We start from the raw sequence: 23,661 nt of genomic DNA, 5'->3' as shown, positions 1-23,661 counted from the left end.
ATTTAAAATTGTCCTATGCAAAGACGATGCAGTCGTGCCCGTACTTCCAGTACCCCGGGATGTGTATGCAGGAGGTCAATGGGGCGTTGATTCAGCAAGGTTTCGTTGGGAGTGGTGAGCCATTCGAGTAGTAGTTCGTGCTCACCGAATACGTCCAGTCCGTAACAATAAAGTTCCAGCAAGATGGCGATCCGATCACTCAACAACCGGCTGAATGGCTGATCTAATTTTCGGAGAAACAAAGCACGTGTAGTTATTCCTAGTGTTCCGGCGAGTGTATCATAATCGAATTTTAGAACTTCTTTTAGACAAACGAGTTGCCTTTTGGTGATTCCCGCGCGGATGGTCTTTTCCCGTTCGATGAAAGACAAGTTGCGATAATAGTTAATGAAATCCTCCGGGTGATCGGGTATCTGGCGTTCGGTTACCCGGGGACGGCCGCGGCGGCGGGGCTCCTCTTGATTGAAGGTTTCTTCCATAATTTGTTATTTGGCGATTTTACGGCGGAGTTCGTCGGCCAGTTCCCAGCCGATGCCTTTAAAGGTTTCTACTTCAATCTGGCTGAAACTGGCGTGATTTTTCTGTTTCTGATGGAAGGTAGCCTTCTGCCACGCCAGTTCCTTGCAGACCCGCTTCCGGAACTTGTCCTCCAGGTCTTTAAAATATTGTGATACCGCTTTCAGTTCGTTTTTCTTGTTTGTCATATAGCGTCGGATTAATGAACGATGGATCTAATTTCAGATGGAGGAGGCTTTTAAAATGACAGTTATTGGGATCTCCCAATTATTTTTCATCTCTTGGAATAGGAGCTCGCCATCGTTGAACGGGAGGCTGGAGATGGGAAGGGCAGGCGAGAACAAATCCCGGCTACCGGTGATGTAGATAGTAATGTGGGAGATTCCCAATGGGAAGAGTTGCCTGGCTAACTCCTCTACCTTTTCCTTGATGTAGGTCGATTTCTGCATAAGGCCGGTTTTTAGGGGTTGGGGTACCGGCATAAAAAAAGCGCGGTACTCAACCTGCCGCCCAGACCCGCGAGGATTGGAACACGGACAAGAAGAGCCCGCGCACGAACGCGGGCAAGCCTTCCTCTCGTGTTCCTTGTTTCGCGGGTCTGGAACGAGAATTCGGGCTATGCGCTTAATATCTTAAAGCTGCAAAGCTAATATTTTCCCCAGGCATTTTTTGAGGATGCCATTTAGGGTGATTGTAACTCGAATATACGAATTATTTTGATTCCCTAGTCTATAGGCGTGTAGATTTATTCTTTGGGTGCCGTTGATTCGCCCCAAATCCTTTTACACATGGAATTGGCACCAATTGAACAATATGTAATCGATGCGGTTAGGGAACGAAGGAAACTGCTTGGTATTTCACAAGAAAAACTGGCTCACTTACTGGGTTACAGTGAAGGTTTTATAGCTAACATTGAGACATCTAAAAGGAGCAGCAAATATAATTTGCGACATTTGAACGAACTTGCTAAAGTTCTCAAATGCTCACCGAAAGATTTTTTTCCCAATGTTCCGCTTTAACCGGCTATATGTAATATCTAAATGAAGTTGGAATATTTTCAATGTTTTTGACATTTAACTCGGCAAGTATTCCTCCAATTTGTCTGGAGAAGAATAAAGTTACTGGTTGGCCACTTGTTATGCTTGAAGTATTCCAATTCATTCGCGCAAGTCCGAGGATATCTCTGGCAGCAGAAAGAATGTCTACAGGTTCATTACTTTTTATTTCTATTGGTCTTGGAATATGTGGACCTGGATAGGTGGAAAGTTGTTTAATAAAACCAGTAATAAACAGGAAGTAACTTTTCTCGTTAATAGTACATAATGTGCCTCTATTTGTTGGATAATCGCTGTCTTTCAGGAGGAAAAACGAAGTAGGTGCAAGGCAGAGCAACTCAATTATTGGAATGCTACTAAATGCAGATCTAAAACCTTCCTCTTCGTCTTCATTGAATAGAGAGCTTTTATGAAGTACAATTCTCTTAGGGGTTAACCCTGTTCGATAACTATATTCATCTATTATTTTTAATCCCAGTTCAAATGCTTGATTTTTCGATAAATGTACCATTTTGGACTTGTCAGGATTAAATGGGATATCACCGCCTCTAAGTGCAAAGCCTTCACCATCAGACGAAAAAGCTTGAGCTAAGCAAGATTTTACAATAGCTTTCTGATTGGTTTTTAAATGATGAAATGTAATTCCTACGAAGCATGTATCAGGTGAGTCACTTTTCATTCTCCAAGGTATACCTCCAGCTTTATAGTACATAGCGACGGAAAAATGCCACGCCCTGGTGGCTGCATCCTGGTTGTCTTTTCTATCTTCAAATAAACGATTTGTCCCTATTTGAATCGGGATTTTACAAAGAATTGCTTTAGCCTTTAAAGCCCGCCTAAAATCCCTGTAAAGAAGATCTTCTTCAAGCTCGCTTTCGATTATTTCCTCAAATAAATTGAGCTGATTTGTTATTCTATTTAAGTTACTTACCTTCTTAAAATGAGTTTTCTCTTCAGCTGTCATCTTTCTTTCAACATGATGGCATGCTTCCAAAACAGTCTCGGGAATTGCACATAAAACTACATTGGGACGGTTGTTCTCAATTTCCGAAATGCGTCTTAGTCCTTCGTTAAAAAGCTCTAAGACTGTTTCGAATCTTTGGTTGTCATTCTTTATTTTAATTGCACTGCTCAGTTGTTCGTCGTCAATTTCGTGAGTCCAGAATGAATTGGTGTTAAGGGTTGCTTTGAAAATATTTTCAAAACCGCCCCAATCGGGATATTGAATAAAGTTCTTCATTGTTGTGGGAATTTCATGCTGACATTTTTCAATCCAGTGTTTAGCCATTAAATTCATATCCCTAGTGCCAACAATACCAATTCTAAGTTCTTTTAATTGAGCGGCTCCAAATCTAGAGTCAAACGGTCCCGCTTCTTTTAGGCCAACTTTAGGATCTCCAAAAGTGCCTATTCCTCCAAATTCCAATTCGGGAACTGCTATTTCATTAATCTCAATTTTCATTCAGTTTCTTTTTGATCGTCCTGAAATTCCTGTTCAGCAAGAGATGCAATTTCTTCTTCCAAATCCTCCATATCTAAGTATGAATCTTTATCAGATATTAACTCAGCATTTTCGATATTATTTATGCTAGTTTTTAAGTATTCGCACGAAAGAGTAATGTTATCTTCCAAATTCAGGTCGATAATCTCCTTCTTATTAAGTTTAAAGTCTTCGCTACTGCCATTTGTCAATACCCACATCCAAAAAATAATGTCATTGAGAACATGTAAGTTGTAATCTCTTGACGCTTTTTTTGTAGCTAATGCCCCCACTTTTAACGGGGCGAAAAGTCTTTTTACTCCATCTAATGTAAAAATGTAGGTTGGCTCAATCAACAATGACCAATCGCTATCGAATTTTTTAATTGAATAATTAAATCCTTTATGTTCCCAGTATCTAATTCGGTCCTTATTGACAGAATACTTAGGCTTGACAATAGTTCGAGTTGCTTTTTTAAACCTCGCCTGGTATGAAATTGTTCTTTCCTCATCTGTTTGTTTCTTGGGATAATATGCACGCTTTTTTATTGGGTCTACGATTAAACCTTTTTCTGATAAAAAGCCTCGGATATAATCATTCAATATAGCTACAAACTGTTTCTCACCTTCCGGTTGTGCAAGGAATTCGTCCAGTGCCCAGGAATCAATTTCTCTTATATTAATAATGTTCCTTAATGGATTATTTTTTCGATCTAGGTTTGAGAAGGAGAAGGCTTTTCCTTGAAATATTTGAAACGGAGGAAATGTAACTTGATCATAGGTTGCATAAACTTCCTTTTTATCGCGAAATGAACAGTTCGAAAAATATACTCTTGATGGGATTTCTTTAATTTCAATGATGTTAGTATAAAACCTAGTTGATATTACCGTCAGGGGGGAGGCAGTATTAGTTATATCATCTATTGCTTCAGGTCTACACCACATACATACAGTAAATAGTGTGTTGTTTTCATTTGCGTAGAATTCAACTGCACCGGAATTTGCTTGGGATCTCATTATGACGTCATAAAGTCCAGATCCTTTTTTGTCCATGTCGCCAGAGCTGTAAAATAGGTCGGCGAGAACTGGATTTCTATAACCCTTAATTCCACGCATGCCCCTCTTAATCTCCTCTTGCATCACCGAATCTTCAAAATAAGTTTTCACTTCATCTATAAGGCCTCCTGGATTTTTAATGACAATTCTATTTGGATAAATTTCAATGATATTTTCATCAGATTCTTCGTAGTCTCTGTGTACGATTGAATTGACAATTACTTCCTTTAATGCAATCGGATCATAGGGTAATACATTCTCTGACTTTTCGTTTTTTAACCGGAACGGTTTATTGATAGTAGCTAGCGCATCATTTATTTTGTTTAGCTGTATCCATAGATTGCCTTCAATCGACTCTTCATAAATGTTGCCATCAATATTTTCATTGTCAAGAATTTTTCTGAGCCAATATTCTTCACCTATGAATCGAATTTTAATTCTGGAATTAAGAATTGAGAAGTGAGGCGCTTTGCCAAAAAGTAAAATGCCTGCATTTGTTATCGAAATAGACTTGTCTGATAATTCTCTAACCAAATTCAGATATTGCATTTGATTTAGCAACCATTGATCCGTTATAGTTGGTGGGGTATTAATATTCAGTTTTTGGCAATAGTTTATAATCCTGTCTCGTAGCAGTGATTTGTCTACATCGTTTTCATCAAATTTCTTCGCAGCTCTCAAATCGAAGTTTTTAGGCTCAGATTCCATACTTTCTGCTGGAGCTATAAACTGTTGGGGTAAGTCAATTCTTTTTTCTTCTAAATGAGCTCCCACAACCTTATCGAAAAGGTGATCAAAGCTTTCAATTTCTACAAGTTGAAAATTAGATCCAATTGTCTGCGCAAGCGTTTTTACTTTTGATGACATATTTTCCGGACTTTCGCCCTTTTTTATACACCAATAAATTCCATTTTTAAAGTTAAATGCTTTTTCAGCATTGTTAATTAGTAAATGGTCCATTACCGAAGGTTCTGAACCACGGTACCCGATAACGATTAGTGGACAATCTTTTAGTATAGGCAGGAGATTTTCAACAAGATTGTTGTCCATCTTCGAAACTTCTTCAATAACATTCTTATCAGTATAGTTTTCCACAGCGCCATGTAAATATATTAAACACGGATATTGAGGATTGGAGGAGATTTTTGTGTAGTCATCAGGTGATTTGATAATATCTATGTGGTGAGGACGATTAATTAGGTTTCTAGCTTTAGGTAAGCAATCATCAAAGTTTGTTGTCAATACGTTTGATATCTTTTTCAGATGCATTAATTCAACTAATCGAAGGTAGCCTGTGCTAATTGGTACGTCTGGGTTCAATATTTTGATCCAAAATTCTTTCCGTATTTTTTGGGGTTGTAATAGATTTTCAACGGCATCTGGAAATAAATCAGCTAAATAGGCGTCTTCCTTGAACCATGTTTGATTAGTAAGCCAAGGATACCAGTCGCTTTTTGTAATTCTAGGATCGTCCGGATTTTTCCCATTTTGACGTGCATAAGCCCATCTTGCAGCTTTGCTTACAACTTCTGACGCTAAAGGAATGCCTGAAGTTACAGAGGCCCCTGCACCTAGCAATATTACAGGTTTTGGGGTTTCTTTTAAGAGCGAAACTATAGTCGCAGAACTTTGAAGATTATCCATGATGAACAAAACAATGATAGGTATCTAATAAAGATACTTAAAAATTAACATTGACAAGCCTGGCTTGTCCATCGCTTTTATTTAGTATTGGTATAAAAGATTATATTTATTTGTTCGTTTTTATTATTTAACTTTTATCCCCAATTTTCTATGAGTACCGTAATTCCAAAATTTAGACTAAGTGGATTTGTAATCGGATTATTGATAGTTGCAGCTCTCCTTGTTATTTTTTCATTTTGTGCCCCTTATATTTTCACGGGAACTTCTAGCGAAAGGCTAAACTTCAAGAACACGGGACCAATTGGCGATACTATTGGAGGTTTGATGGGACCTTTCATAAATCTCTCTGCAGTCATTGTTACCGGTTTAGCATTTTACATGCAGTTCAAGGCAAATGAGTTACAAGTATCTATATTTAGTAGTCAGCTCGAGGTGGCAAAAAGTCAATTTGCGGAAGAGCAAGCAGATGCTAAGAAGCAAATAAAGAGACAGCAATTTGAAAGTCAGTTTTTTGAAATGCTCCGACTGCATAAGGAGAACGTAACTGAAATGGGTGTGGTCAGTATTTTGGATGGTGGTAAAGGCGAAGGCCGAGAAGCGTTTCGGATAATGAAGGAGGAGTTAACCTATTTGCTTGTGAATGCGGGATTCGGAACAGATTTAACGTCAGCTGAATTTAATGCAGCATATGACATTTTTTTTAACGGGTACAATGTCGAGTATAGTAGGCATTTATCCACACCATCGGTTAATCTGATAACAGGTCAGAACTTAGTTGGTCCAGGCCCCACCGTGAGTTTTCTTGATTTTATGGGACATTCTGGATTATTAGCACATTACTATCGTCACTTATTTATGATGGTTAAGTTTGTTACGGAAAGCGAAGTGGTAGATGACTATGAGGAGAAGTTGAAGTATCTAAAGATTTTAAGAGCCCAGTTATCTAATTCTGAGCAAGTGTTAATTTTTTATAATTGGGTTGGAAAGTATGGGAAAAAATGGGAGAATGACGAAAATCAATTCTTTACTGAGTATAGAATGATACATAATTTGATTAAGGACGATTTGGTTACATATAAATATGTCGGAGATCAATTAACTTTTTTAGAAAACAAGCCTGTTAAATTAAGGAAACTTGCATTGTTTGAATATCAAGAATGATACATCGGCAGCAATTTTCTGATCGGATTAAGTACTTTTTCCTAACTTCATCAAAAGCTCTTTCTCTACCTCAACACCCTTTGTTGGCAAATTGTTGGCAAAAACAAAAGGACCGCTTTCGCGATCCTTTGTAAAGGTTTGATTTCCTTTGCTCCCCCTGTTGGACTTGAACCAACGACCCTCTGATTAACAGTCAGATGCTCTAACCAACTGAGCTAAGGAGGAGTGTTTCCCTCGATTGGGATTGCAAAAATAGACAAAATTTCATTTCTGCAAAATCTATTTTCATTTTTTTTCTCAAATCTTGATTTCAGATATCTTTATAGCTGCCAGAATTATTTTATGAAGTGGATCCTGTTCAGCATTATTATCCTCTGGAGTACCGCAACCACGGCACAATCCGGGAAAGACAGCATGTTACGCCAACTGGACGAAACCATCCGCCTCACACGCGATTTCGATAACTCGAAGTATGCCCTCCTCCAGTCGCTGAAACAACAACTCGCCGCCGCAACGTCTCCCGCTTCGCAGTACGATGCCTGCATCCGGCTGTATAATGAATACAAATCGTTCAACTACGACACCGCTTTTTCATACGCCCTCCAACTCAAAAAAATCGCCGGCGACATGAACGACCCCCACCGGTCCGCATACGCCGATATCAAACTCGGATTCATCCTCCTGTCGTCCGGCATGTTCCGCGAAACCGCCGCCGTTTTCGACTCCCTCAACCCCCAGGCACTCCCCGACACCATGCGCGCCGAATATTACGTGCTCATCCGCAGATATTATTACGACCTCGCCGATTATGTGAACGACTGGTACTATTCCCCACGATACCTCCACCTCGCGGGATTATATACCGACTCCGCCGCCGCCAGCTACCCCGATAATCATTTCGAACGGCTCTCCTGCCTGGGATACAAATTCTTCAAGGAAAACCGGCTCGACTCCGCCCTCCATTACCTCCGCCGCACCATGGCCCTGCCCAACCTCTCCTGGCACCAGCAAGCCATGATCAAAGCAAACATCGGCTCCATATATGTATTCCGGAAACAATACGACTCCGCCATCGCCATGCTCGCCCAATCCGCCATGGCCGATACCCGCGGCTCCGTGAAGGAAACAACCGCCGCCTTCAACCTCGCCTCCCTGCTATTCCAGACCGGCGATATCAAAAACGCCTCCCGGTACATCGAACGGGCCGTGGAAGACGCCACCTTCTACGGCGCCCGCCAGCGGAAAGTCCAGGTAAGCGCCATCCTCCCCATGATCGAAGGGGAACGGTACGCCGCCGTGGAAAGCGAGAAAAACCGCCTCGTGGTCTACTCCGCCATCGCCACCTTCCTCGTGCTCGCCCTCATCCTCCTCACTTTCATCATCTTCAAACAAATCCGCCGCCTCAAAGCCGCCAAGGAAATCATCACCGAAGCCCACCACCGCCAGCAGGAAATCAACGACAAACTCCTCGAATCCAACCGGATCAAAGAAGAATATATCGGCTATTGCTTCCACATCGCCTCAGCCTACATCGAAAAAATCGAAAAACTGAAAAACCAGGTCGAAACAAAACTCGCCGATCACAAACATGGCGATATCCGCTATATCGTCAATAATATAAATATCAAACAGGAAAGGGAAGAGCTCTTCCATAACTTCGACCGCATCTTCCTCCGCATTTTCCCCAACTTCGTCGCCGAATTCAACTCCTTCTTCCGGGAAGAAGACCAGGTCCGCCTCAAGGAAAATGAACTCCTCAATACCGACCTCCGCATCTACGCCCTCATCCGGATCGGCATCTCCGAAAACGAGAAAATCGCCCGCATCCTCGAATACTCCGTCAACACCATTTACGCCTATAAAACCAAAATCCGGAACAAATCCACCCTCCCCAACGACGAGTTCGAAGACCGGATCATGCAAATCAAGATATAAAAACGTTTATATTAAAAATATTTATATGCATTGTTAACCGATTGTAAATCATTGGATTGATTTGCAGTGGAAGGCGATTTTGGCCTTTAATTTCTATACTCGGGCGATAATAGTTTGCCACGATTCGTGAACCCGTTTACTTTGAATCGTTCAACCAAAATTGGATTTCACGTTTAGTTCCACTCCGCAAAAAACCATCTCAGTAATTCTTTAAACACTACGTTATGATCAAAATGCGACCGCTTAGCGCGCTGCTGATTTGCCTGACCCTGTTGCTATCCCAGGTAGCCTTCGCCCAGACAAAACCCGTTTCCGGCAAAATTACCGACGAAACAGGGAACGCCATCCCCGGGGCCGGCGTTCAGGCGAAAGGCACCACCATCGGGACCGTTTCCGACCCTACCGGCGCCTTCAAGCTCAATGTGCCCGCCCAAACCCAAACACTGCTGGTATCTTTCATCGGATACGCCCCGCAGGAAGTGAGCATCGCCAACCAGTCTGAAATCTCCGTGATCCTCAAACTGGAAAGCTCCACCCTCACCGACGTGGTGGTGGTCGGATACGGCACCACCCGCAAAAAAGACCTCACCGGCGCCGTTACCTCGCTGAAAGCCAAAGACTTCAATAAAGGGATCGTGGCCTCGCCCGACCAACTCATCCAGGGCAAAGTGGCCGGCCTCATGATCGTTAACAACTCCGGCGCCCCAGGCGCCGCCGCCACCGTGAGGATCCGCGGGGTATCGTCCGTCCGCTCCGGCAACCAGCCGCTCTACGTGATCGACGGCGTTCCGCTCGACGGCCGCGTGGCCCGCCCCGAAATCAACGCCAACGGCATCGGCCAAACTCCCGCCGCCAACCCGCTCAACTTCGTGAACTCTTTCGATATCGCCTCCATGGACGTGCTGAAAGACGCATCCGCCACCGCCATCTACGGCTCCCGCGGCTCCAACGGCGTCATCATCATCACCACCAAAAAAGGCCAGGAAGGCCCCGCGAAACTGGACTTCAACTACTCCATCGGCGCCAGCACCGCCATGAAAAAACTGGAAGTGCTCAATGCCGACCAGTTCCGTCAAACCCTGAAAAACTACAATTTCGCAGGGGGAGATGAAGGCGGCTCCGCAGAAGGACTGAACGCCATCCTCCGCACCGGCCTCACCCATAATTTTAACGTGGCCGTCAGCGGCGGATCGGAAAATGCCCGCTATCGCGCGGCTTTCGGGTTGATGGACCAGGAAGGCATCGTCCTCAAATCCGGCCTGAAAAAATATACCGGCAACCTCACCGGACAGTTCAAATTCCTGGAAAGTCGCCGCCTGGGCCTCGATTTCTCCCTCATGGCCGCGCAAACCGTGGAAACCATGGCGCCCATTTCCAACAACGCCGGCTTTACCGGTTCGCTCATCGGGCAGGCGCTCCAATGGAACCCCACGCTCAACCTCCGCAAACCCGACGGCAGCCTCACCATCCTCGGCAGCAACGGTGCGGTAAACCCGCTGGGCATGTCGGAAGCCTGGGACGATAAGGCCGATATCAGTTACCTGCTGGGCAATATCTCCCCGTATTTCAAGATCACCAACGACCTGGAGTACCGCTTCCTCTTTTCGATCAACCGCCAGGCCGGTATCCGCCGCACGGAAATACAATCGTGGATCAATATCAACGGCGTGAAAGACCTCGGCCAGGCCTACCAGGGCAATGCCGAACTGCTCACCAAACTGTTTTCCCACACCCTCAGCTATAACAAACAGCTCACCGACGCCTTCCATCTCGGCGCCGTTGTAGGGTATGAATACCAGGATTTCCAATATCGCACCACCGACCTCGGCGCCCTGGGTTTCAGTACAGACGCGCTTCCGTACACGAGCATCCTCCAGGACCCGAATCAGAGCAACACCTTCATGTCTACCATGGTGCAGCCCAAATCCGAACTGCAGTCGATCTTCGGCCGCGTAACCGCTAATCTGTATGATAAATACCTGTTGACGGCCACCATGCGGGCAGACGGGTCCAACAAATTCGGGAAGAACAACCGTTACGGTTATTTCCCCTCGTTTGCGGCGAAGTGGAACCTCAGCCAGGAAGATTTCCTCAAAGGCCATTCGTTCATCCAGCAGCTGGCGATCCGCGCGGGCTGGGGGATCACGGGCAACCAGGAATTCCCTGCCGGCGCCGCGCAGGAACAATTCATGCTTACCGGCGGCGGCGGATCGCGCCAGATCAACGCGGCCAACCCCGACCTGAAATGGGAAAAATCGGCACAACTGAACGCGGGGATCGATTTCTCCATCCTCCAAAACCGCATTTCCGGTAATGTGGACTATTTCCATAAAAGGACCTCCGACCTCCTGTTCAACTTCATCGCCACCGGCCCCGGCCCCGCCGCCAACGTATGGCGCAACATGCCGGGCGAAATCCTGAACCGCGGTGTGGAACTGGCTTTGCGTGGTGAAGTGGTTCGCGGGAAGGAGCTGTCCTGGAACCTGGGCGTGAATGCTGCCTTCATGAAAAACGAACTGCGGAATTATGAAGGGCCCGATGTGCTGACCGGCGCTATCAGCGGACAGGGCGTATCCGGCGCTACCATCCAGCGTTTCGCCAACGGCTATCCCCTCAACGTGTTCTACCTGCGGAAATGGACCGGGCTGAACAAGGACGGCATCAGCGAATACGAAGGCGGTGCCGATAAAAGCTTCTACAGCGGCGACCCCAACCCCCGCACGCTCCTCGGCATCACCACAGACCTTAGCGTGAAAAAATGGTACTTCTCCGTGAACTTCAACGGCGCTTTCGGCCATAAACTGTACAACAACACGGCCAACACGGTGCTTGCGATCAACAACCTCTCTTCCCGCAACATCGGGAAAGACCTGATGAACAACGGGGAAAGCACTTCGAACCCCATTGCCACGTCTACCCGCTACCTCGAAAGCGGCAACTTCCTGAAACTCACCAACGCCACCATCAGCTATTCCTTCGGCGACGTCGGCAAGAATTTCAAAAACCTGAACCTCGCGCTCACCGGGCAGAACCTCTTCGTGATCACCAAATATTCTGGATTCGACCCGGAAGTGAACACAGATAAAAGCGTGAACGGCGTGAATTCGTTCGGTATCGAGTACATCCCGTACCCCACCGCCCGGAATATCATGTTCAGCGTCGGTGTTTCCTTCTAATTCCGTTTCCCTTTATTAAACCAGATTATCATGCATCTACATAAAAAACTTTCCATCCTCGCCCTGTCTGGCCTCGCATTCGGCGCCTGCACGAAACTCGATGAAAAACTCGGTTCCACGCTGGTTCGCTCCGAAGCCGAAAAAGTGATCAAGGTGAATTCGCTGCTCATCAACGCCTATAACGATATGCAGTTGCCTTTCCAGGACCAGTCTAACTTCTGGGCCCTGCAGGAAATGCCGTCAGACGAAGCGGTGGCGCCCACCCGCGGCGGAGACTGGGACGATAACGGCGCCTGGCGCTCCCTCAAGCTCCACACCTGGACGCCCGAGCATGGCACCATCCAGAACACGTTCACGAACCTCCTGCTGCTGCAATTCTCCGCTACCAATGTGCTCAACTTCAATCCGTCCAAACAGCAGGCCGCCGAAGCCCGGTTCATCCGCGCACTGAGCATGTTCGCCACGCTCGACGGATGGGGACAGGTGCCCTACCGCGAACCGAACGAGAACCTGCTCATGCCGCCCAAAGTGAAGCCTGTGGCGGAAGCCATCGCATTTATCATCGCCGAACTGAACGCCATCATCCCCGACCTGCCCGAGCGCTCGGGCACGGTAAAAGCCTGGACGGCCAGCAAAGACGCCGCCCGCACGCTGCTGATGAAATGCTACCTCAACAAGGGCGCTTTCCTTAACCGCTCCAACCCGACGTTCGACGCGGCCGATATGCAACAGGTGATCACCCTGGCCGACCAGGTGATCGGTTCCGGCAGATATTCCCTCGCCAATAATTACTTCGATAACCTCGCGTACAACAACGACGTGATCGGTACCGAGAACATTTTTACCCAGCAGAACGGTCCCGGTTTGAGCACCATCCGCGGCGGCAACGCGGCTTTCTGCCACTGGGCGCCCACTTTGCACTACCACCAGATGCCCAGCGGATGGAACGGTTTCGCTACCACGGCCACTTTTTATGACCTGTTCGAAGCAACGGATATCCGTCGCGGTGTAGCGTATGATGGTGTGACGGACGTGACCGGCACGCGCGTCGGCTTCCTGATCGGCCAGCAGTTCGACAAGAACGGCACGGCGTTGAAAGACCGGAAAGGCAACAATCTCGCCTTTACCCGCGACCTGAAACTCTCCGAATCCGGGAACGACCTCGAGATCAAAGGCATCCGCGTCGTGAAATATCCGCCCGATATGGTGACCGACGGCGGCCATAACAGTAACAACGCGAGCAACGACTGGGTATTTTTCCGCCTGGGCGACGTGATGCTCATGAAAGCCGAAGCCCAATTGCGTTCCAACAACGCCGCCGGCGGATTGCTGGTGGTGAATCAGCTCCGCCTGAAGCGCGGAGCCACGCCCTTCGCGACCCTCACTCTCGCCAACCTGCTCGACGAGCGCGGCCGCGAAATGTACTGGGAAGGATGGCGCCGGCAAGACCTGATCCGCTTCGGGAAATTCCTGCAACCCTGGCACCTCAAGCCCACAGACGATCCGCGGAATCTCCTGTTTCCCATACCCGTAAACGATCTGGCCGTTAACCCCAACTTGAAACAGAATCCGGGATATTAATTCGTAAAGACTGAACAGGAAAATATCCAGGCAGGGGGCGGCTTCGCCGCTCTCTGCTGGATTCTTTTTGCAAAAAAATCAACAATATATGATCGGTAGAATGTTGAGCCTGTGCCTTCTCATCACCGCCACCACAGCGGCACAGCAGGTAGTGACACCCGGGAATGTGACCGGCGTGGACATCAGCGGCCAAACCATCCGCATCACCGCCGCACATGCCAAAGCGGAAATTACCGCCTGGTCGCACAACGTGGTGCGCGTGCGGATGGACAGGCAGGAATTGGGGAAGGATTTTTCTTACGCAGTAGTGGCCACGCCGAAAAACTTCGCGCCCGTCATCACCCAGAACGAAAACGAGATCAGGCTGGAAACGGATTCGCTCGTGGCGCGCATCGGCAAGCAGCCTTTCTCCGTCACCTTCCTCACGAAAAGCGGCGAAGTGCTGCAGGCCGACGAACCGGGGCTCGGCACCTCGTGGATCGGCGAAGAAGTGACGGCCTATAAAACCATGCAGGACGGCGAGCGGTTCCTGGGGCTGGGCGAAAAAACCGGCAACCTCGACCGCCGTGGCAGCGCCTACACCAACTGGAACACCGACGCGTTCGGGTACACCGTCAACCAGGACCCCATCTACGCCACGATCCCGTTTTACATCGGCGTCCATCACGGCAAAAGCTACGGCCTGTTCTTCGATAACAGCTTCCGGACGAATTTTAACTTCGGCGCCAGCAACAACCGATTCGCATCGTTTTCCGCCAACAGCGGGGAAATGAATTATTACTTCATCCATCACCCGGAAGTGGCGGGCATTATTTCGGCCTACACCTGGCTTACCGGCCGCATGCCGATGCCGCCGATGTGGAGCCTCGGGTATCAGCAGAACCGTTACAGCTATTATCCCGAAGCGGAAGTGATGCGGATCGCGCAAACGATGCGGGAAAAACAGATACCGGCAGACGGTATCACGCTCGATATTCACTACATGGACGCCTACAAGCTCTTCACCTGGAACAAACAACGCTTCCCCGACCCCGCAGGCATGAACGCCCGTCTGCGGAAAATGGGCTTCCGCACCACGGTGATCGTTGATCCCGGCATCAAAACCGAAGCAAATTATCCCGCATTCGAAAGCGGGAAAAAGGCGGATATTTTCATTAAATATTCCGATGGACAGTATTACACCGGCCAGGTGTGGCCCGGCTGGTGCCACTTCCCCGATTTCACCGGCGCCAAAGGCCGCAGCTGGTGGAAAGACCAGGTGAAAGGTTATGTTGATGCAGGCGTGGACGGGCTTTGGAACGATATGAACGAGATCGCCACGTGGGGGCAGAACATGCCCGACAATGTGCTGTTCGATTTCGAAGGAAGAACGGCCACCCACCGCGAAGCGCATAATGTATACGGATTGACCATGGTGCGCGCGAGCTACGAAGGCGCACGCGCGGCCATGCAGGGGCGCCGGCCGTTCATCCTTACCCGCGCCGGTTACGCCGGTTTGCAACGCTACACCGCCATTTGGACCGGCGACAATCGCGCGGAAGACGATCACATGCTGCTGGGCGTCCGCCTGATGAACAGTCTGGGCCTGAGCGGCGTGGCGTTTTCCGGGATGGACATCGGCGGGTTCACGGGGAACGGATCTCCCGCCCTGTACGCCCGCTGGATCCAGTTGGGCGCGTTTTTACCGTATTGCCGCAGTCACACCGGCATCAATACGAAATCCGCCGAGCCCTGGGCTTTCGGCGAAGAAGTCCTGGAAATCGCGCGGAACTACATCAACCTGCGCTACCGCCTCCTGCCGTACCTCTATTCCGGCTTCCACGAAGCCAGCGCTACCGGCATGCCGCTCATGCGCACCCTCGCTATCGGTTACACGCACGACCCCCTCGTCTACGATCCCCGATTCCAGAACCAGTTCCTCCTCGGCGATGGTATTTTGGTAGCACCATTCGACAGCAAGCAAACCTACGCGCCGGTGTACCTTCCCGGCGAAACCTGGTACAATTTGTACAACGACGCGAAAGAAGCTTCCGGCGAAAAAATGTTGACGCTGGGCATGCACACCCTGCCCGTGTACATCCGCGAAAGCAGCATCATCCCCATGCAGTCGCTCGTACAATCGACGGCTGAAAAGCCCGCAGACACGCTGTTCCTGCATGTTTACAAAGGTGCGCGCAGCAACCGGTTCGAATATTATGAAGACGATGGCGAAACGTTCGCGTATCAAAAAGGCGCGAGCTTCCGGCGGGTGATTAGGTATGAGCCGGCGGATGGGAACCTGGTGCTGGAGCCAACGCAAAGCGGCGCCCCGTCCCACTTCCGGCAGGTGCAGCTGGTGTTGCACGGGTTTGGGAATAACGCGGCGAAAGTGAATGGCACGGAACGGAGATTGACCGTGGGGGAATGGGTGGCGGTGCAGCCGGTGTCGCGCTTCGACCCGCAGGGCGTTGCCAACCCGGTAGTGAAATGTGAAGTGAAAACGCTGACGCTGCCGAACGATAATCAGTCCATAACTGTAAACGTGGAATAAGCGATTCCTCAAGTAAGGAAAGCAAACGGCCTGGTATTTTATGCCGGGCCGGTTTGTTTGCGGCCGGCTGAAAACACAGCGGCCCCGTGTGCGCAGGCGCACCGGGTACCGGCTGAGGTACAGGGCTAACAGGGCGCTGGCCGGGATCGGCGCGTTGCGCATTGGGCTAACCGGATGAAGGCCGGATCGCATCGGCGATGCTTCACAGGACGTCCTGCCGCTAGACGACTGGCGAATCTAAAAAATGGGTCAACCGGATGAAGGCCGCTTTCGGGCGAAAAAATTCGGGGTTAACCGGATGAATGCCCATTCACAAGGCATAGGGATAAATCGGTTCTGCCACTAAACTACAGGCACCATAAAAAAAGCCCGGCCGCGCATGCTGCACGACCGGGCCGGAGTTCCGGGCAACCGCCTTTTCCCGGTTGCCTGGCTACGTGTGTCGTGCGGGCGAAGACTCGCCCCCAGTGTTTCTTTGTGTAGGTCTAATCCTTATGTATAGCATTGGCCGTAAATTGAAAAAGCCCCGCAATTGCTTGCGGGGCCTTAGTTATATTGGACTCGTTTTATCGTGTTATCCAAGCATTACCTGCTCCGCAATAGGTTCCCCCGCCGCCGCGCGATACGCTGACGCCTGAAGAATTATATGTTGAAAATTGCGGTACATGATATGCGTTTTTAATTTGCTGATGCAAAGATGAAAAGAATTCCGCGATTTTAATAATCCTGCACCGGTTTGTTTTCAAAATTCCCCGTACAGCGTGCAACTTCCCGCATCCATGCGCGTCTTTAGGACGAATTCATTTGATCATTTTTACCGAGAAACCCCATGCAAAACGTAGATGCTTCCCTGCTTTTCCGGTACTTCGTAGTAGCTGGATGGATCAATACCGCCGTGGCCGCGGCGCTTCTCCTCGTTCGCCGGCGGCGCTCCGCACCTTTCCTGCTGCTGCTGGCGCTCATGCTGCTGGTGTCTTTCCAGGCGCTCCTCAACGCGTTCGATCATCGTAATTTCTTCCTCGCCTTTCCGCACCTGAGCCGGGTGTCGTGGCTGAACCTCAGTCTTTTCGGCCCGCTGGTGTACCTGCTCACCCGTAAAATGACCGGCGACGGGCCGCGGTTTTATCTGCGCGATGCGTTACACGGCATTCCTTTCGTTATCGCATTTGGTGTGCTCAGTCCCTGGTTTTTTCAATCGGCGGATGCGAAAAGGAGACTATTGATGGATTTTGACGGATTGTCGAAGCTGGATTTTGGGTGGATGAACCAGGTAAACCTGATGATGATTGCCATTTACTTGCTGGCGGCATATTTCCGGTTGATGCGCTGGAAACGTGAATTGCCGGCAGCCGTTCCGTCCCGGCAAGCCCTATGGCTCCGCTGGCTGCACCTGTTCCTGACGAGCCTGCTGGTGATATTGGGGATCTCTGCGCTGGGGTTCTTCGGCCGGAAGTGGGGTCTGCCCGGCATCACGCATTTCTACCATTATAATTATGCCGCCATCGTGGCGTTGGTGTACTGGCTCACCTGGAAATGCCAGCACGTGCCCGAACTGTTTACGGAAGAAGAAAAATCGGAGGCGAAGAAATACCGCAAATCCGGCCTCGCCGAACCTGTGTTGCTGTTCGAGCACCTTCGCCTGTTCATGAAAGAAAACCGTCCGTACCTCGATCCGGACTTAACACATACGGCGCTGGCGGATTTGCTCGGCGTGAAGCGGCACCATCTTTCACAGGTCATCAACGCACATTCCGGCGGCAGCTATTTCGATTTCGTGAACGGCTACCGGGTGGAGGCGGTGAAGCGTATGCTGGCCGACCCGCGAAATCACCACCTCAGCATCCTGGGCATCGCGATGGAATGCGGGTTCCAGAACAAAGCCACCTTCAATGCCGCTTTCCGGAAGATGACGGGTACCACGCCTTCCGCCTGGCAAAAAGAGTGGATGGAAATGAGGTACGAGCCGATGGGCGCGGTCGACGGAACGCGCCGTGGTAGCTAGTTTTACTCAAAAAAAAGAAAATGCGTAGAATTTGGATGCTTGCCGCCGGCGTCATGGCGGCCACCGTTGCCCGGGCGCTCCCTGCACTGCCGGACAGCCTCGAAAAAGTTACCCCAGCGCCCGTGTTCTCCCCCGTTCAACTGGCGGAAGATTACCAGGTTTTCTGCAGCGCCCTCCGCGAAGCCCACGCCGGCCTCTATCGCTACACCTCCCGCGCCGAAATGGACGCCCTCCTTGCCAAAGGCGCCGCAGGTATTCGAAAAAGCATGTCGGAACTGGAGTTTTTCAGGTTTTTATCCCCGATCCTGGCCAATATTAAAGACGGACATACGAAACTCCATCGCCAGAACTGGCCCAACGACTGGTATGCATTCCATCAAACCGGGCTTTTCCCCCTCCGGCTGTATATCCGCGATGGCCGCGCGTTCGTGACGGGCGGCGGGATCGAGGCTGGTGCGGAGGTCCTGAAAATCAACGGTAAGCCCCTTTCTTCCATCATCAGAAAGTTATCAGGCATCGTGTTGGCGGATGCCGGCAGCCAAAGCGCCAGGTTCCGGGAACTGGAAAAGTTCTTCGCCGGATATTATGCCACGTTCTTCGGTCCGCGCAGCGAATTCGAAATACAGTACAAGGAAGTGATGGGCAAACGCGTGACGCGCAAGCTGGGAGGGATCACCGTCGCGCAGCTGCCGCCGCTCCCCGCGCCCGACACGCCCGCTTTCCGCCTCAGCTGGCCCGAAGAGAAAACGGCGCTCCTCCGCATCAGCGGGTTCCATGAAATGCCGGGGGGCATGCCGGCCGCATTCGCGGAAATCAGATCCAAAGGCGCAGACCGGCTCATAGTGGACCTGCGGAACAATGAAGGCGGCACTGACCGGTTGGGCGTGCAATTGCTGTCGTACCTCGCCAAGCGGCCGTTCCGTTATTATCAAAAGCTGACGGTGGCCGGCATCGGGCCGTATTCCTTTGCGCAATACGCCACGTTCCCCCCGGAAATGGAGTACCTGAAAAAGTTCATTCAGAAAGTGGGCGACGAATATCTTTTTACCGCCAGCGAAGGCCTGGGCGAAAAGCCCCCTGCGGCGGAAAACGTCTTTAACGGGAAGGTGTGCATCCTGCAGAACGGAAGCAGCTTTTCCGTGAGCGGAGAATTTGCGGCCGCGGCGCGCGCGATGGGTATAAAAACCATCGGCGAAGAGAGCGGTGGCGGCCGCACCGGTAATACCAGCGGAGGTTTCGCGATCGTTACGCTTCCGCATTCCAAACTCACGCTGGCCGTGCCGCTGCTGGGATATTACATGCACGCCGCGGAAGCGGGGCCCGGCGGCGTTCCTGCCGATGTAACCGTGCTGCCCACGGTACGCGATGTGCTGGAAGGGCGGGATGTCGTATTACAGGAGGCCCTGAAATTGCTGCATGCCGATTAGCCGATGCGGATTTCCGCGCTACTCGCCGAGCCAGGCCTTGAAACCGGCCACTTTCTCGCGGCTGATGATGATCTCCGCAGCAGGGTGCTCCGGCCGGATGTCCAGCTTCAGCTTGCCGTTCCACCACACATTGATCCGCGAAATGGCGGGGTAGCTGACGATGAGCTGGCGCGTGGCGCGGAAAAACATGTCGGGGGATACGCACTTTTCAATCTCGCCCAACGACATCGACAAATAATATTCCTTCCCGTCGTGCGTTTTAATATAGCTGATCTTGTCGCGGGAAAAGAAATACGCGATGTCCTGCACCGGTACGGAAATGATGGTTTGACCACGTTTGATGGCGAAGCGTTCCTTGTAGGCCTGTTTTTTCAACAGTTGTTCGAGCATTTGCGCGATGTCCCGGATGTCGGGGACTGGGGTTTGTAAAGTAAGCATGGGAGTCGCATTATTCTTATCGGCAAAGTAAAGCGATCTGAAAACGCCGCGTATCCGGTTAACTACTTATTTTTCGTAATTACTTACATATATTTTCCGATGAAACGACATTAATGGCAACCCGGAGGGGGCATTTTACACACCCAATCGAAAACCGGCTTATATGCGAGAAATCAGCTTACTGCTACTGTGGGTCAGTGTATTACACAGCTGTTCGTCTAACGGCGATAATGATGGCTCCCCCGGAGCGGTGACTGCCGCAGCTGGCCGGTAAGCGATGTGCGGAATTTTTGACATTCACAAAGAATTGATTTTCAGTACGATATTTTTGACCACTTTCCGACAATCCGATGATCTTAACAACAATACGGATGATGAATATTTCGTATCTTTGTCACTATTCGACTTTGAAAAACCATTTTTGACAAAACATTTGTGAAAGAAATTAATTATGAGGCGGATGAAAAAACGTTTAAGCAAAAAGATATTCATACTTCCATTTGTAGTCCTTACTTCCCTACTGACTTTGAATGTTTCTTCCATAGGAAAAAAGAACGGGGGGGTGGTGAAGCCGGTCAAATTACACGCTGCGGCCAGCGCGGCCAAGATGTACGATTCATTGGGACTTGAAACCGCGGGGTTGTCGCGCCAGGCGTTTGAGCGGGCGATGACGGGTTATCGCAAACTCGTTTCGGAAGGGAAGGTCCAGAAAGACAATATCATTTCCATCATCGATTTCAGTTTACCGTCTACCAGCAAGCGATTGTTCGTGATCGACCTGGAGGAAGGGAAAGTGTTGTTCAATACGCTCGTGTCTCACGGCCGGAATTCCGGTAAAGCCATGGCCACTTCATTTTCCAACCGTCCGGAGAGTTACAAGAGCAGCCTGGGTTTCTACGTAACGCGCGATACTTACCAGGGCCAGCACGGTTATTCGCTGCGGCTGGAAGGGACGGAACTGGGCATCAACGATAAGGCGATGGAACGCGGGATCGTGATGCACGCGGCCGATTATGTGAACGACAAACTGGGGAAAGCGCAGGGCTACATCGGCAGAAGCCTCGGTTGCCCCGCGGTGCCGGTGAATGTGCATAAAAAGATCATCGGCAGCATCCGGAACGGAACCTGTCTGTTCATTTACAGTCCAGACCGCAAATACCTGGCTTCCAGCCGCGTATTGCAGCCTGCGGCGTAACGGCGGAAGCCGGCAGGATTGTCTATATTGAGACAAATACCGCCGGTGTTATGAAGCAGATATTTCTTTCTCTCTTGATTATTCCACAAGTATTTATAGCGAGCGGATCGCGCAGCGGAGACATCCCGGCGCCATCCGCTTTTTCTTTGCGTACCGTGCCGCCCGTGGTGCGGATCAACCAGGTGGGATACCTGCCCGGCGGCGTGAAAGTGGCTGTGTGGGGCGGGCCGGATGGGATGACGGTCGATGCCTTCCGGTTGATAGATGCCTCCAGCGGGAGAGCCGTTTTTACCGCCCGGGCCGGCAGGGCATTCGGCGCGTACGGCCCTTTCGGCCAATCGTACCGCCTGCACTTTTCCGCCTTCCGCACACCGGGAACGTATTACATCGAAACCCCTTCCGCCAGGTCCCCCAACTTCCGCATCGGGCCCGACGTCTATAAAGGCGCAGCCGATTTCTGCCTGCGCTACCTCCGCCAGCAACGCTGCGGGTTCAACCCTTTCCTCAAAGATTCCTGTCATACCGAAGACGGCTACACACTATATGGCCCCATGCCCGACAGTACGCGGATCAACGCCATCGGCGGCTGGCATGATGCCAGCGATTACCTCCAGTATTCCACCACTTCCGCCAATACAGTGTATCATCTGCTGGCCGCCTGGCGCGACTTTCCCGGGGTTTTCGGCGATGATCACGCCGCCACGGGGCTTCCCGGCGCCAACGGCGCGCCCGATGTGCTCGACGAGGCGCGTTGGGGGCTCGACTGGTTGCTGAAAATGCATCCGCAAAGCGACTGGCTTTTCAACCAGATCGCCGACGACCGCGATCACCGCGGGATGCGGCTGCCGAAGCTGGATACCTTTTACGGGCGTGGTTTCGAGCGGCCGGTGTACTTCTGTTCCGGCGAGCCGCAGGTGCAGGGCGTGAAATACAAAAAGATGAACCACAGTACCGGCGTGGCGTCTACCGCGGGCAAATTCGCGAGTGCCTTTGCACTGGGGCATTCGCTCCTGCAAAGGAAAGACGCGGCCTATGCGGAGCGCCTGTTGCAAAGGGCGCACAGCGCCTACAAGCTGGGCCTGGAGAAGCCGGGTGTACAACAGACGGCTTCGGTCATGTCTCCCTACATTTACGCAGAAGATAATTGGACAGACGATATGGAACTGGCCGCCGCGGAGCTGTACGGCGTTACCCGCGATGCGAAATTTTTCCGGGAAGGACGGGCGTATGCGGCGCAGGAGCCCGTAACGCCCTGGCTCGGAAAGGATACGGCGAGCCACTATCAATGGTACCCTTTCATCAACCCCGGCCATTACGAACTGGCCAAACGCAGTTCCGGCGCGGCCCGGCGCGAACTGACCGGGTATTATGCGAACGGGATCGAAAAGGTTTGGGCGAAGGCGAAAGACAACGCGTTCTACCGCGGTGTGCCTTTCATCTGGTGCAGCAACAACCTTACCGCCGCTTTTGCGATACAATGTTACTGGTACGGCAACCTCACTGCAGACAAGCGTTTCGCGGAACTGGCGCAGGCGAATGTAGACTGGCTGCTGGGTTGTAACCCATGGGGAACGAGTATGGTGTACGGGTTGCCTGCGCACGGAGATACGCCCGTGGACCCGCATTCCGCGTTCACGCATATCGGGAATTACCCGATAGACGGTGGTTTGGTGGACGGGCCGGTGTACGGATCGATCTACGGCAGCCTCATCGGGATCCGGCTCGCGGAGGCGGACGAGTATGCGCCTTTCCAAAGCCCGCTGGTGGTGTACCACGACGATTACGGCGACTACAGTACCAACGAACCTACGATGGATGGTACGGCGGTGCTGATTTACCTGTTGGCGTTAAAGGAAAACGAAGGGCTTACCACTGAAAAAGCAACACCCCGACCAGCAAAATAGTACGCTGGAGACCGCTCCTCAGCATGCGCAAAGCCTTGCGCATGTGTTGTTCCACTGTATTGACGGAAATGCCCGAGCGTTCGGCGATCTCTTTGTTACTGAGCTCTTCTCCCCGGCTGAGCAGGAAAACCTGCCTGCATTTTTCCGGAAGTTGCTGGATGGCGTCCGACAACTGGAGGCTCAGCTCTTTGTGGGAAAGATAGGATTCCACGTCGTTGGAAGGCGGCGCGGGCCGCGTTTCCTGGAAGATCTCGTATTTGTGGTGGATGGATTGGCGGTGGATGAAATTCAGTACCCGGTTGCGAAGCGCGGTGAATATGTAAGCTTTGAAAGAGGTGTGGATTTCGAGCCGGTCTTTCCTCTCCAGCAGTTCGAGGAACACTTCCTGCACAAATTCCCGCGCGGTTTCGCGGTCGCCCGTTTTTTCATATGCTTTTTTCAGCAACATGACGGCATACCTTTCATACAGCGTCTCAAACGCAGACTGGTCGCCATTCTTCCAGCGGCCCAGCAATATGGTGTCGGTATGTTGAAGAGAGTGTGGAATAGATTCTGGCTGTTT

Annotated in this window: 17 protein-coding genes and 1 tRNA gene; 10 read left to right on the top strand and 8 right to left on the bottom strand. The window is 50.6% G+C overall.

The genetic code is table 11. From position 1 onward, the window contains the following. Nucleotides 1-2: 2 nt before the first annotated feature. From EJ361_RS12155 to EJ361_RS12145, 3 genes are read right to left on the bottom strand one after another with little or no spacing between them, the layout of a single operon-like run. Complete coding sequence (locus tag EJ361_RS12155) at nt 3-479, bottom strand: antitoxin Xre/MbcA/ParS toxin-binding domain-containing protein (RefSeq protein WP_126245887.1); 477 nt, start codon at nt 477-479, stop codon at nt 3-5. Between the two features lie 6 nt (nt 480-485). Further along, on the bottom strand, nt 486-704 hold the full coding sequence (locus EJ361_RS12150; RefSeq protein WP_126245886.1) for a hypothetical protein: 219 nt from the start codon (nt 702-704) through the stop codon (nt 486-488). A 33-nt stretch (nt 705-737) separates the two neighbouring features. Then, nucleotides 738-965 (bottom strand): hypothetical protein, encoded by a 228-nt coding sequence (locus EJ361_RS12145; protein WP_126245885.1) that lies wholly within the window; start codon nt 963-965, stop codon nt 738-740. Between the two features lie 339 nt (nt 966-1,304). Here EJ361_RS12145 and EJ361_RS12140 point away from each other — a divergent pair, with 339 nt between their 5' ends. Continuing rightward, nucleotides 1,305-1,535: a helix-turn-helix domain-containing protein gene (locus EJ361_RS12140; protein WP_126245884.1), complete on the top strand. Its 231-nt coding sequence runs from the start codon at nt 1,305-1,307 to the stop codon at nt 1,533-1,535. Between the two features lie 4 nt (nt 1,536-1,539). On the opposite strand, the gene EJ361_RS12135 is transcribed toward EJ361_RS12140, so the two are convergent. Both EJ361_RS12135 and EJ361_RS12130 read right to left on the bottom strand, forming a co-directional pair. Next, nucleotides 1,540-3,033 (bottom strand): argonaute/piwi family protein, encoded by a 1,494-nt coding sequence (locus EJ361_RS12135; RefSeq protein ID WP_126245883.1) that lies wholly within the window; start codon nt 3,031-3,033, stop codon nt 1,540-1,542. Beyond that, complete coding sequence (locus EJ361_RS12130) at nt 3,030-5,750, bottom strand: ATP-binding protein (RefSeq protein WP_126245882.1); 2,721 nt, start codon at nt 5,748-5,750, stop codon at nt 3,030-3,032. Before EJ361_RS12130 ends, EJ361_RS12135 begins: the two co-directional genes overlap by 4 nt. A 150-nt stretch (nt 5,751-5,900) precedes the next feature. Here EJ361_RS12130 and EJ361_RS12125 point away from each other — a divergent pair, with 150 nt between their 5' ends. Continuing rightward, nucleotides 5,901-6,911 carry a putative phage abortive infection protein gene (locus EJ361_RS12125; protein ID WP_126245881.1) on the top strand — a complete coding sequence of 337 codons (1,011 nt, stop codon included), beginning with the start codon at nt 5,901-5,903 and terminating at the stop codon, nt 6,909-6,911. A 151-nt stretch (nt 6,912-7,062) separates the two neighbouring features. Here EJ361_RS12125 and EJ361_RS12120 read toward each other — a convergent pair. After that, nucleotides 7,063-7,136, bottom strand: a tRNA-Asn gene (locus EJ361_RS12120). A gap of 117 nt (nt 7,137-7,253) precedes the next feature. On the opposite strand from EJ361_RS12120, the gene EJ361_RS12115 reads away from it, so the two are divergent. From EJ361_RS12115 to EJ361_RS12090, 6 genes are all read left to right on the top strand, one after another. Then, nucleotides 7,254-8,846: a DUF6377 domain-containing protein gene (locus EJ361_RS12115; RefSeq protein ID WP_126245880.1), complete on the top strand. Its 1,593-nt coding sequence runs from the start codon at nt 7,254-7,256 to the stop codon at nt 8,844-8,846. 224 nt (nt 8,847-9,070) lie between these two features. Continuing rightward, on the top strand, nt 9,071-12,022 hold the full coding sequence (locus EJ361_RS12110) for a SusC/RagA family TonB-linked outer membrane protein (RefSeq protein ID WP_126245879.1): 2,952 nt from the start codon (nt 9,071-9,073) through the stop codon (nt 12,020-12,022). Nucleotides 12,023-12,052: 30 nt separating this feature from the next. Further along, nucleotides 12,053-13,603 (top strand): RagB/SusD family nutrient uptake outer membrane protein, encoded by a 1,551-nt coding sequence (locus EJ361_RS12105; RefSeq protein WP_126245878.1) that lies wholly within the window; start codon nt 12,053-12,055, stop codon nt 13,601-13,603. Between the two features lie 88 nt (nt 13,604-13,691). Beyond that, nucleotides 13,692-16,133: a glycoside hydrolase family 31 protein gene (locus tag EJ361_RS12100; RefSeq protein ID WP_126245877.1), complete on the top strand. Its 2,442-nt coding sequence runs from the start codon at nt 13,692-13,694 to the stop codon at nt 16,131-16,133. Nucleotides 16,134-16,962: 829 nt separating this feature from the next. After that, complete coding sequence (locus EJ361_RS12095) at nt 16,963-18,135, top strand: AraC family transcriptional regulator (protein ID WP_126245876.1); 1,173 nt, start codon at nt 16,963-16,965, stop codon at nt 18,133-18,135. A gap of 20 nt (nt 18,136-18,155) precedes the next feature. Beyond that, nucleotides 18,156-19,562, top strand: coding sequence for a S41 family peptidase (locus EJ361_RS12090; RefSeq protein ID WP_126245875.1), 1,407 nt, complete (start codon nt 18,156-18,158; stop codon nt 19,560-19,562). A gap of 18 nt (nt 19,563-19,580) precedes the next feature. Here EJ361_RS12090 and EJ361_RS12085 read toward each other — a convergent pair whose 3' ends face one another. Next, complete coding sequence (locus tag EJ361_RS12085) at nt 19,581-20,000, bottom strand: LytR/AlgR family response regulator transcription factor (protein ID WP_126245874.1); 420 nt, start codon at nt 19,998-20,000, stop codon at nt 19,581-19,583. A gap of 460 nt (nt 20,001-20,460) precedes the next feature. Between EJ361_RS12085 and EJ361_RS12080 the strand changes: the two genes are divergently transcribed. Both EJ361_RS12080 and EJ361_RS12075 read left to right on the top strand, forming a co-directional pair. Beyond that, complete coding sequence (locus tag EJ361_RS12080) at nt 20,461-21,195, top strand: murein L,D-transpeptidase catalytic domain family protein (RefSeq protein WP_126245873.1); 735 nt, start codon at nt 20,461-20,463, stop codon at nt 21,193-21,195. A gap of 50 nt (nt 21,196-21,245) precedes the next feature. Continuing rightward, entirely contained in the window at nt 21,246-23,099 is a 1,854-nt protein-coding gene (locus EJ361_RS12075; RefSeq protein ID WP_126245872.1) for a glycoside hydrolase family 9 protein, read from the top strand. On the opposite strand, the gene EJ361_RS12070 is transcribed toward EJ361_RS12075, so the two are convergent. Beyond that, entirely contained in the window at nt 23,062-23,613 is a 552-nt protein-coding gene (locus EJ361_RS12070) for an RNA polymerase sigma-70 factor (protein ID WP_164714200.1), read from the bottom strand. The two genes, EJ361_RS12075 and EJ361_RS12070, sit on opposite strands and share 38 nt — an antisense overlap. Nucleotides 23,614-23,661 lie beyond the last annotated feature (48 nt).

This window comes from Chitinophaga rhizosphaerae (assembly GCF_003958645.1).
Taxonomy (GTDB): domain Bacteria; phylum Bacteroidota; class Bacteroidia; order Chitinophagales; family Chitinophagaceae; genus Chitinophaga; species Chitinophaga rhizosphaerae.
The sequence above is the reverse complement of the archived record's forward strand: the minus strand, read 5'-3'. Positions and strand labels throughout refer to the sequence as shown.

Bases quoted from the DNA above. Each gene is read 5' to 3' on its own strand.
- EJ361_RS12075 (WP_126245872.1), top strand. From the start codon at position 21,246: ATGAAGCAGATATTTCTTTCTCTCTTGATTATTCCACAAGTATTTATA.
- EJ361_RS12135 (WP_126245883.1), bottom strand. From the start codon at position 3,033: ATGAAAATTGAGATTAATGAAATAGCAGTTCCCGAATTGGAATTTGGA.
- EJ361_RS12130 (WP_126245882.1), bottom strand. From the start codon at position 5,750: ATGGATAATCTTCAAAGTTCTGCGACTATAGTTTCGCTCTTAAAAGAA.
- EJ361_RS12090 (WP_126245875.1), top strand. From the start codon at position 18,156: ATGCGTAGAATTTGGATGCTTGCCGCCGGCGTCATGGCGGCCACCGTT.
- EJ361_RS12145 (WP_126245885.1), bottom strand. From the start codon at position 965: ATGCAGAAATCGACCTACATCAAGGAAAAGGTAGAGGAGTTAGCCAGG.
- EJ361_RS12080 (WP_126245873.1), top strand. From the start codon at position 20,461: ATGAAAAAACGTTTAAGCAAAAAGATATTCATACTTCCATTTGTAGTC.
- EJ361_RS12140 (WP_126245884.1), top strand. From the start codon at position 1,305: ATGGAATTGGCACCAATTGAACAATATGTAATCGATGCGGTTAGGGAA.
- EJ361_RS12110 (WP_126245879.1), top strand. From the start codon at position 9,071: ATGATCAAAATGCGACCGCTTAGCGCGCTGCTGATTTGCCTGACCCTG.
- EJ361_RS12125 (WP_126245881.1), top strand. From the start codon at position 5,901: ATGAGTACCGTAATTCCAAAATTTAGACTAAGTGGATTTGTAATCGGA.
- EJ361_RS12085 (WP_126245874.1), bottom strand. From the start codon at position 20,000: ATGCTTACTTTACAAACCCCAGTCCCCGACATCCGGGACATCGCGCAA.
- EJ361_RS12105 (WP_126245878.1), top strand. From the start codon at position 12,053: ATGCATCTACATAAAAAACTTTCCATCCTCGCCCTGTCTGGCCTCGCA.
- EJ361_RS12095 (WP_126245876.1), top strand. From the start codon at position 16,963: ATGCAAAACGTAGATGCTTCCCTGCTTTTCCGGTACTTCGTAGTAGCT.
- EJ361_RS12150 (WP_126245886.1), bottom strand. From the start codon at position 704: ATGACAAACAAGAAAAACGAACTGAAAGCGGTATCACAATATTTTAAA.
- EJ361_RS12155 (WP_126245887.1), bottom strand. From the start codon at position 479: ATGGAAGAAACCTTCAATCAAGAGGAGCCCCGCCGCCGCGGCCGTCCC.
- EJ361_RS12100 (WP_126245877.1), top strand. From the start codon at position 13,692: ATGATCGGTAGAATGTTGAGCCTGTGCCTTCTCATCACCGCCACCACA.
- EJ361_RS12115 (WP_126245880.1), top strand. From the start codon at position 7,254: ATGAAGTGGATCCTGTTCAGCATTATTATCCTCTGGAGTACCGCAACC.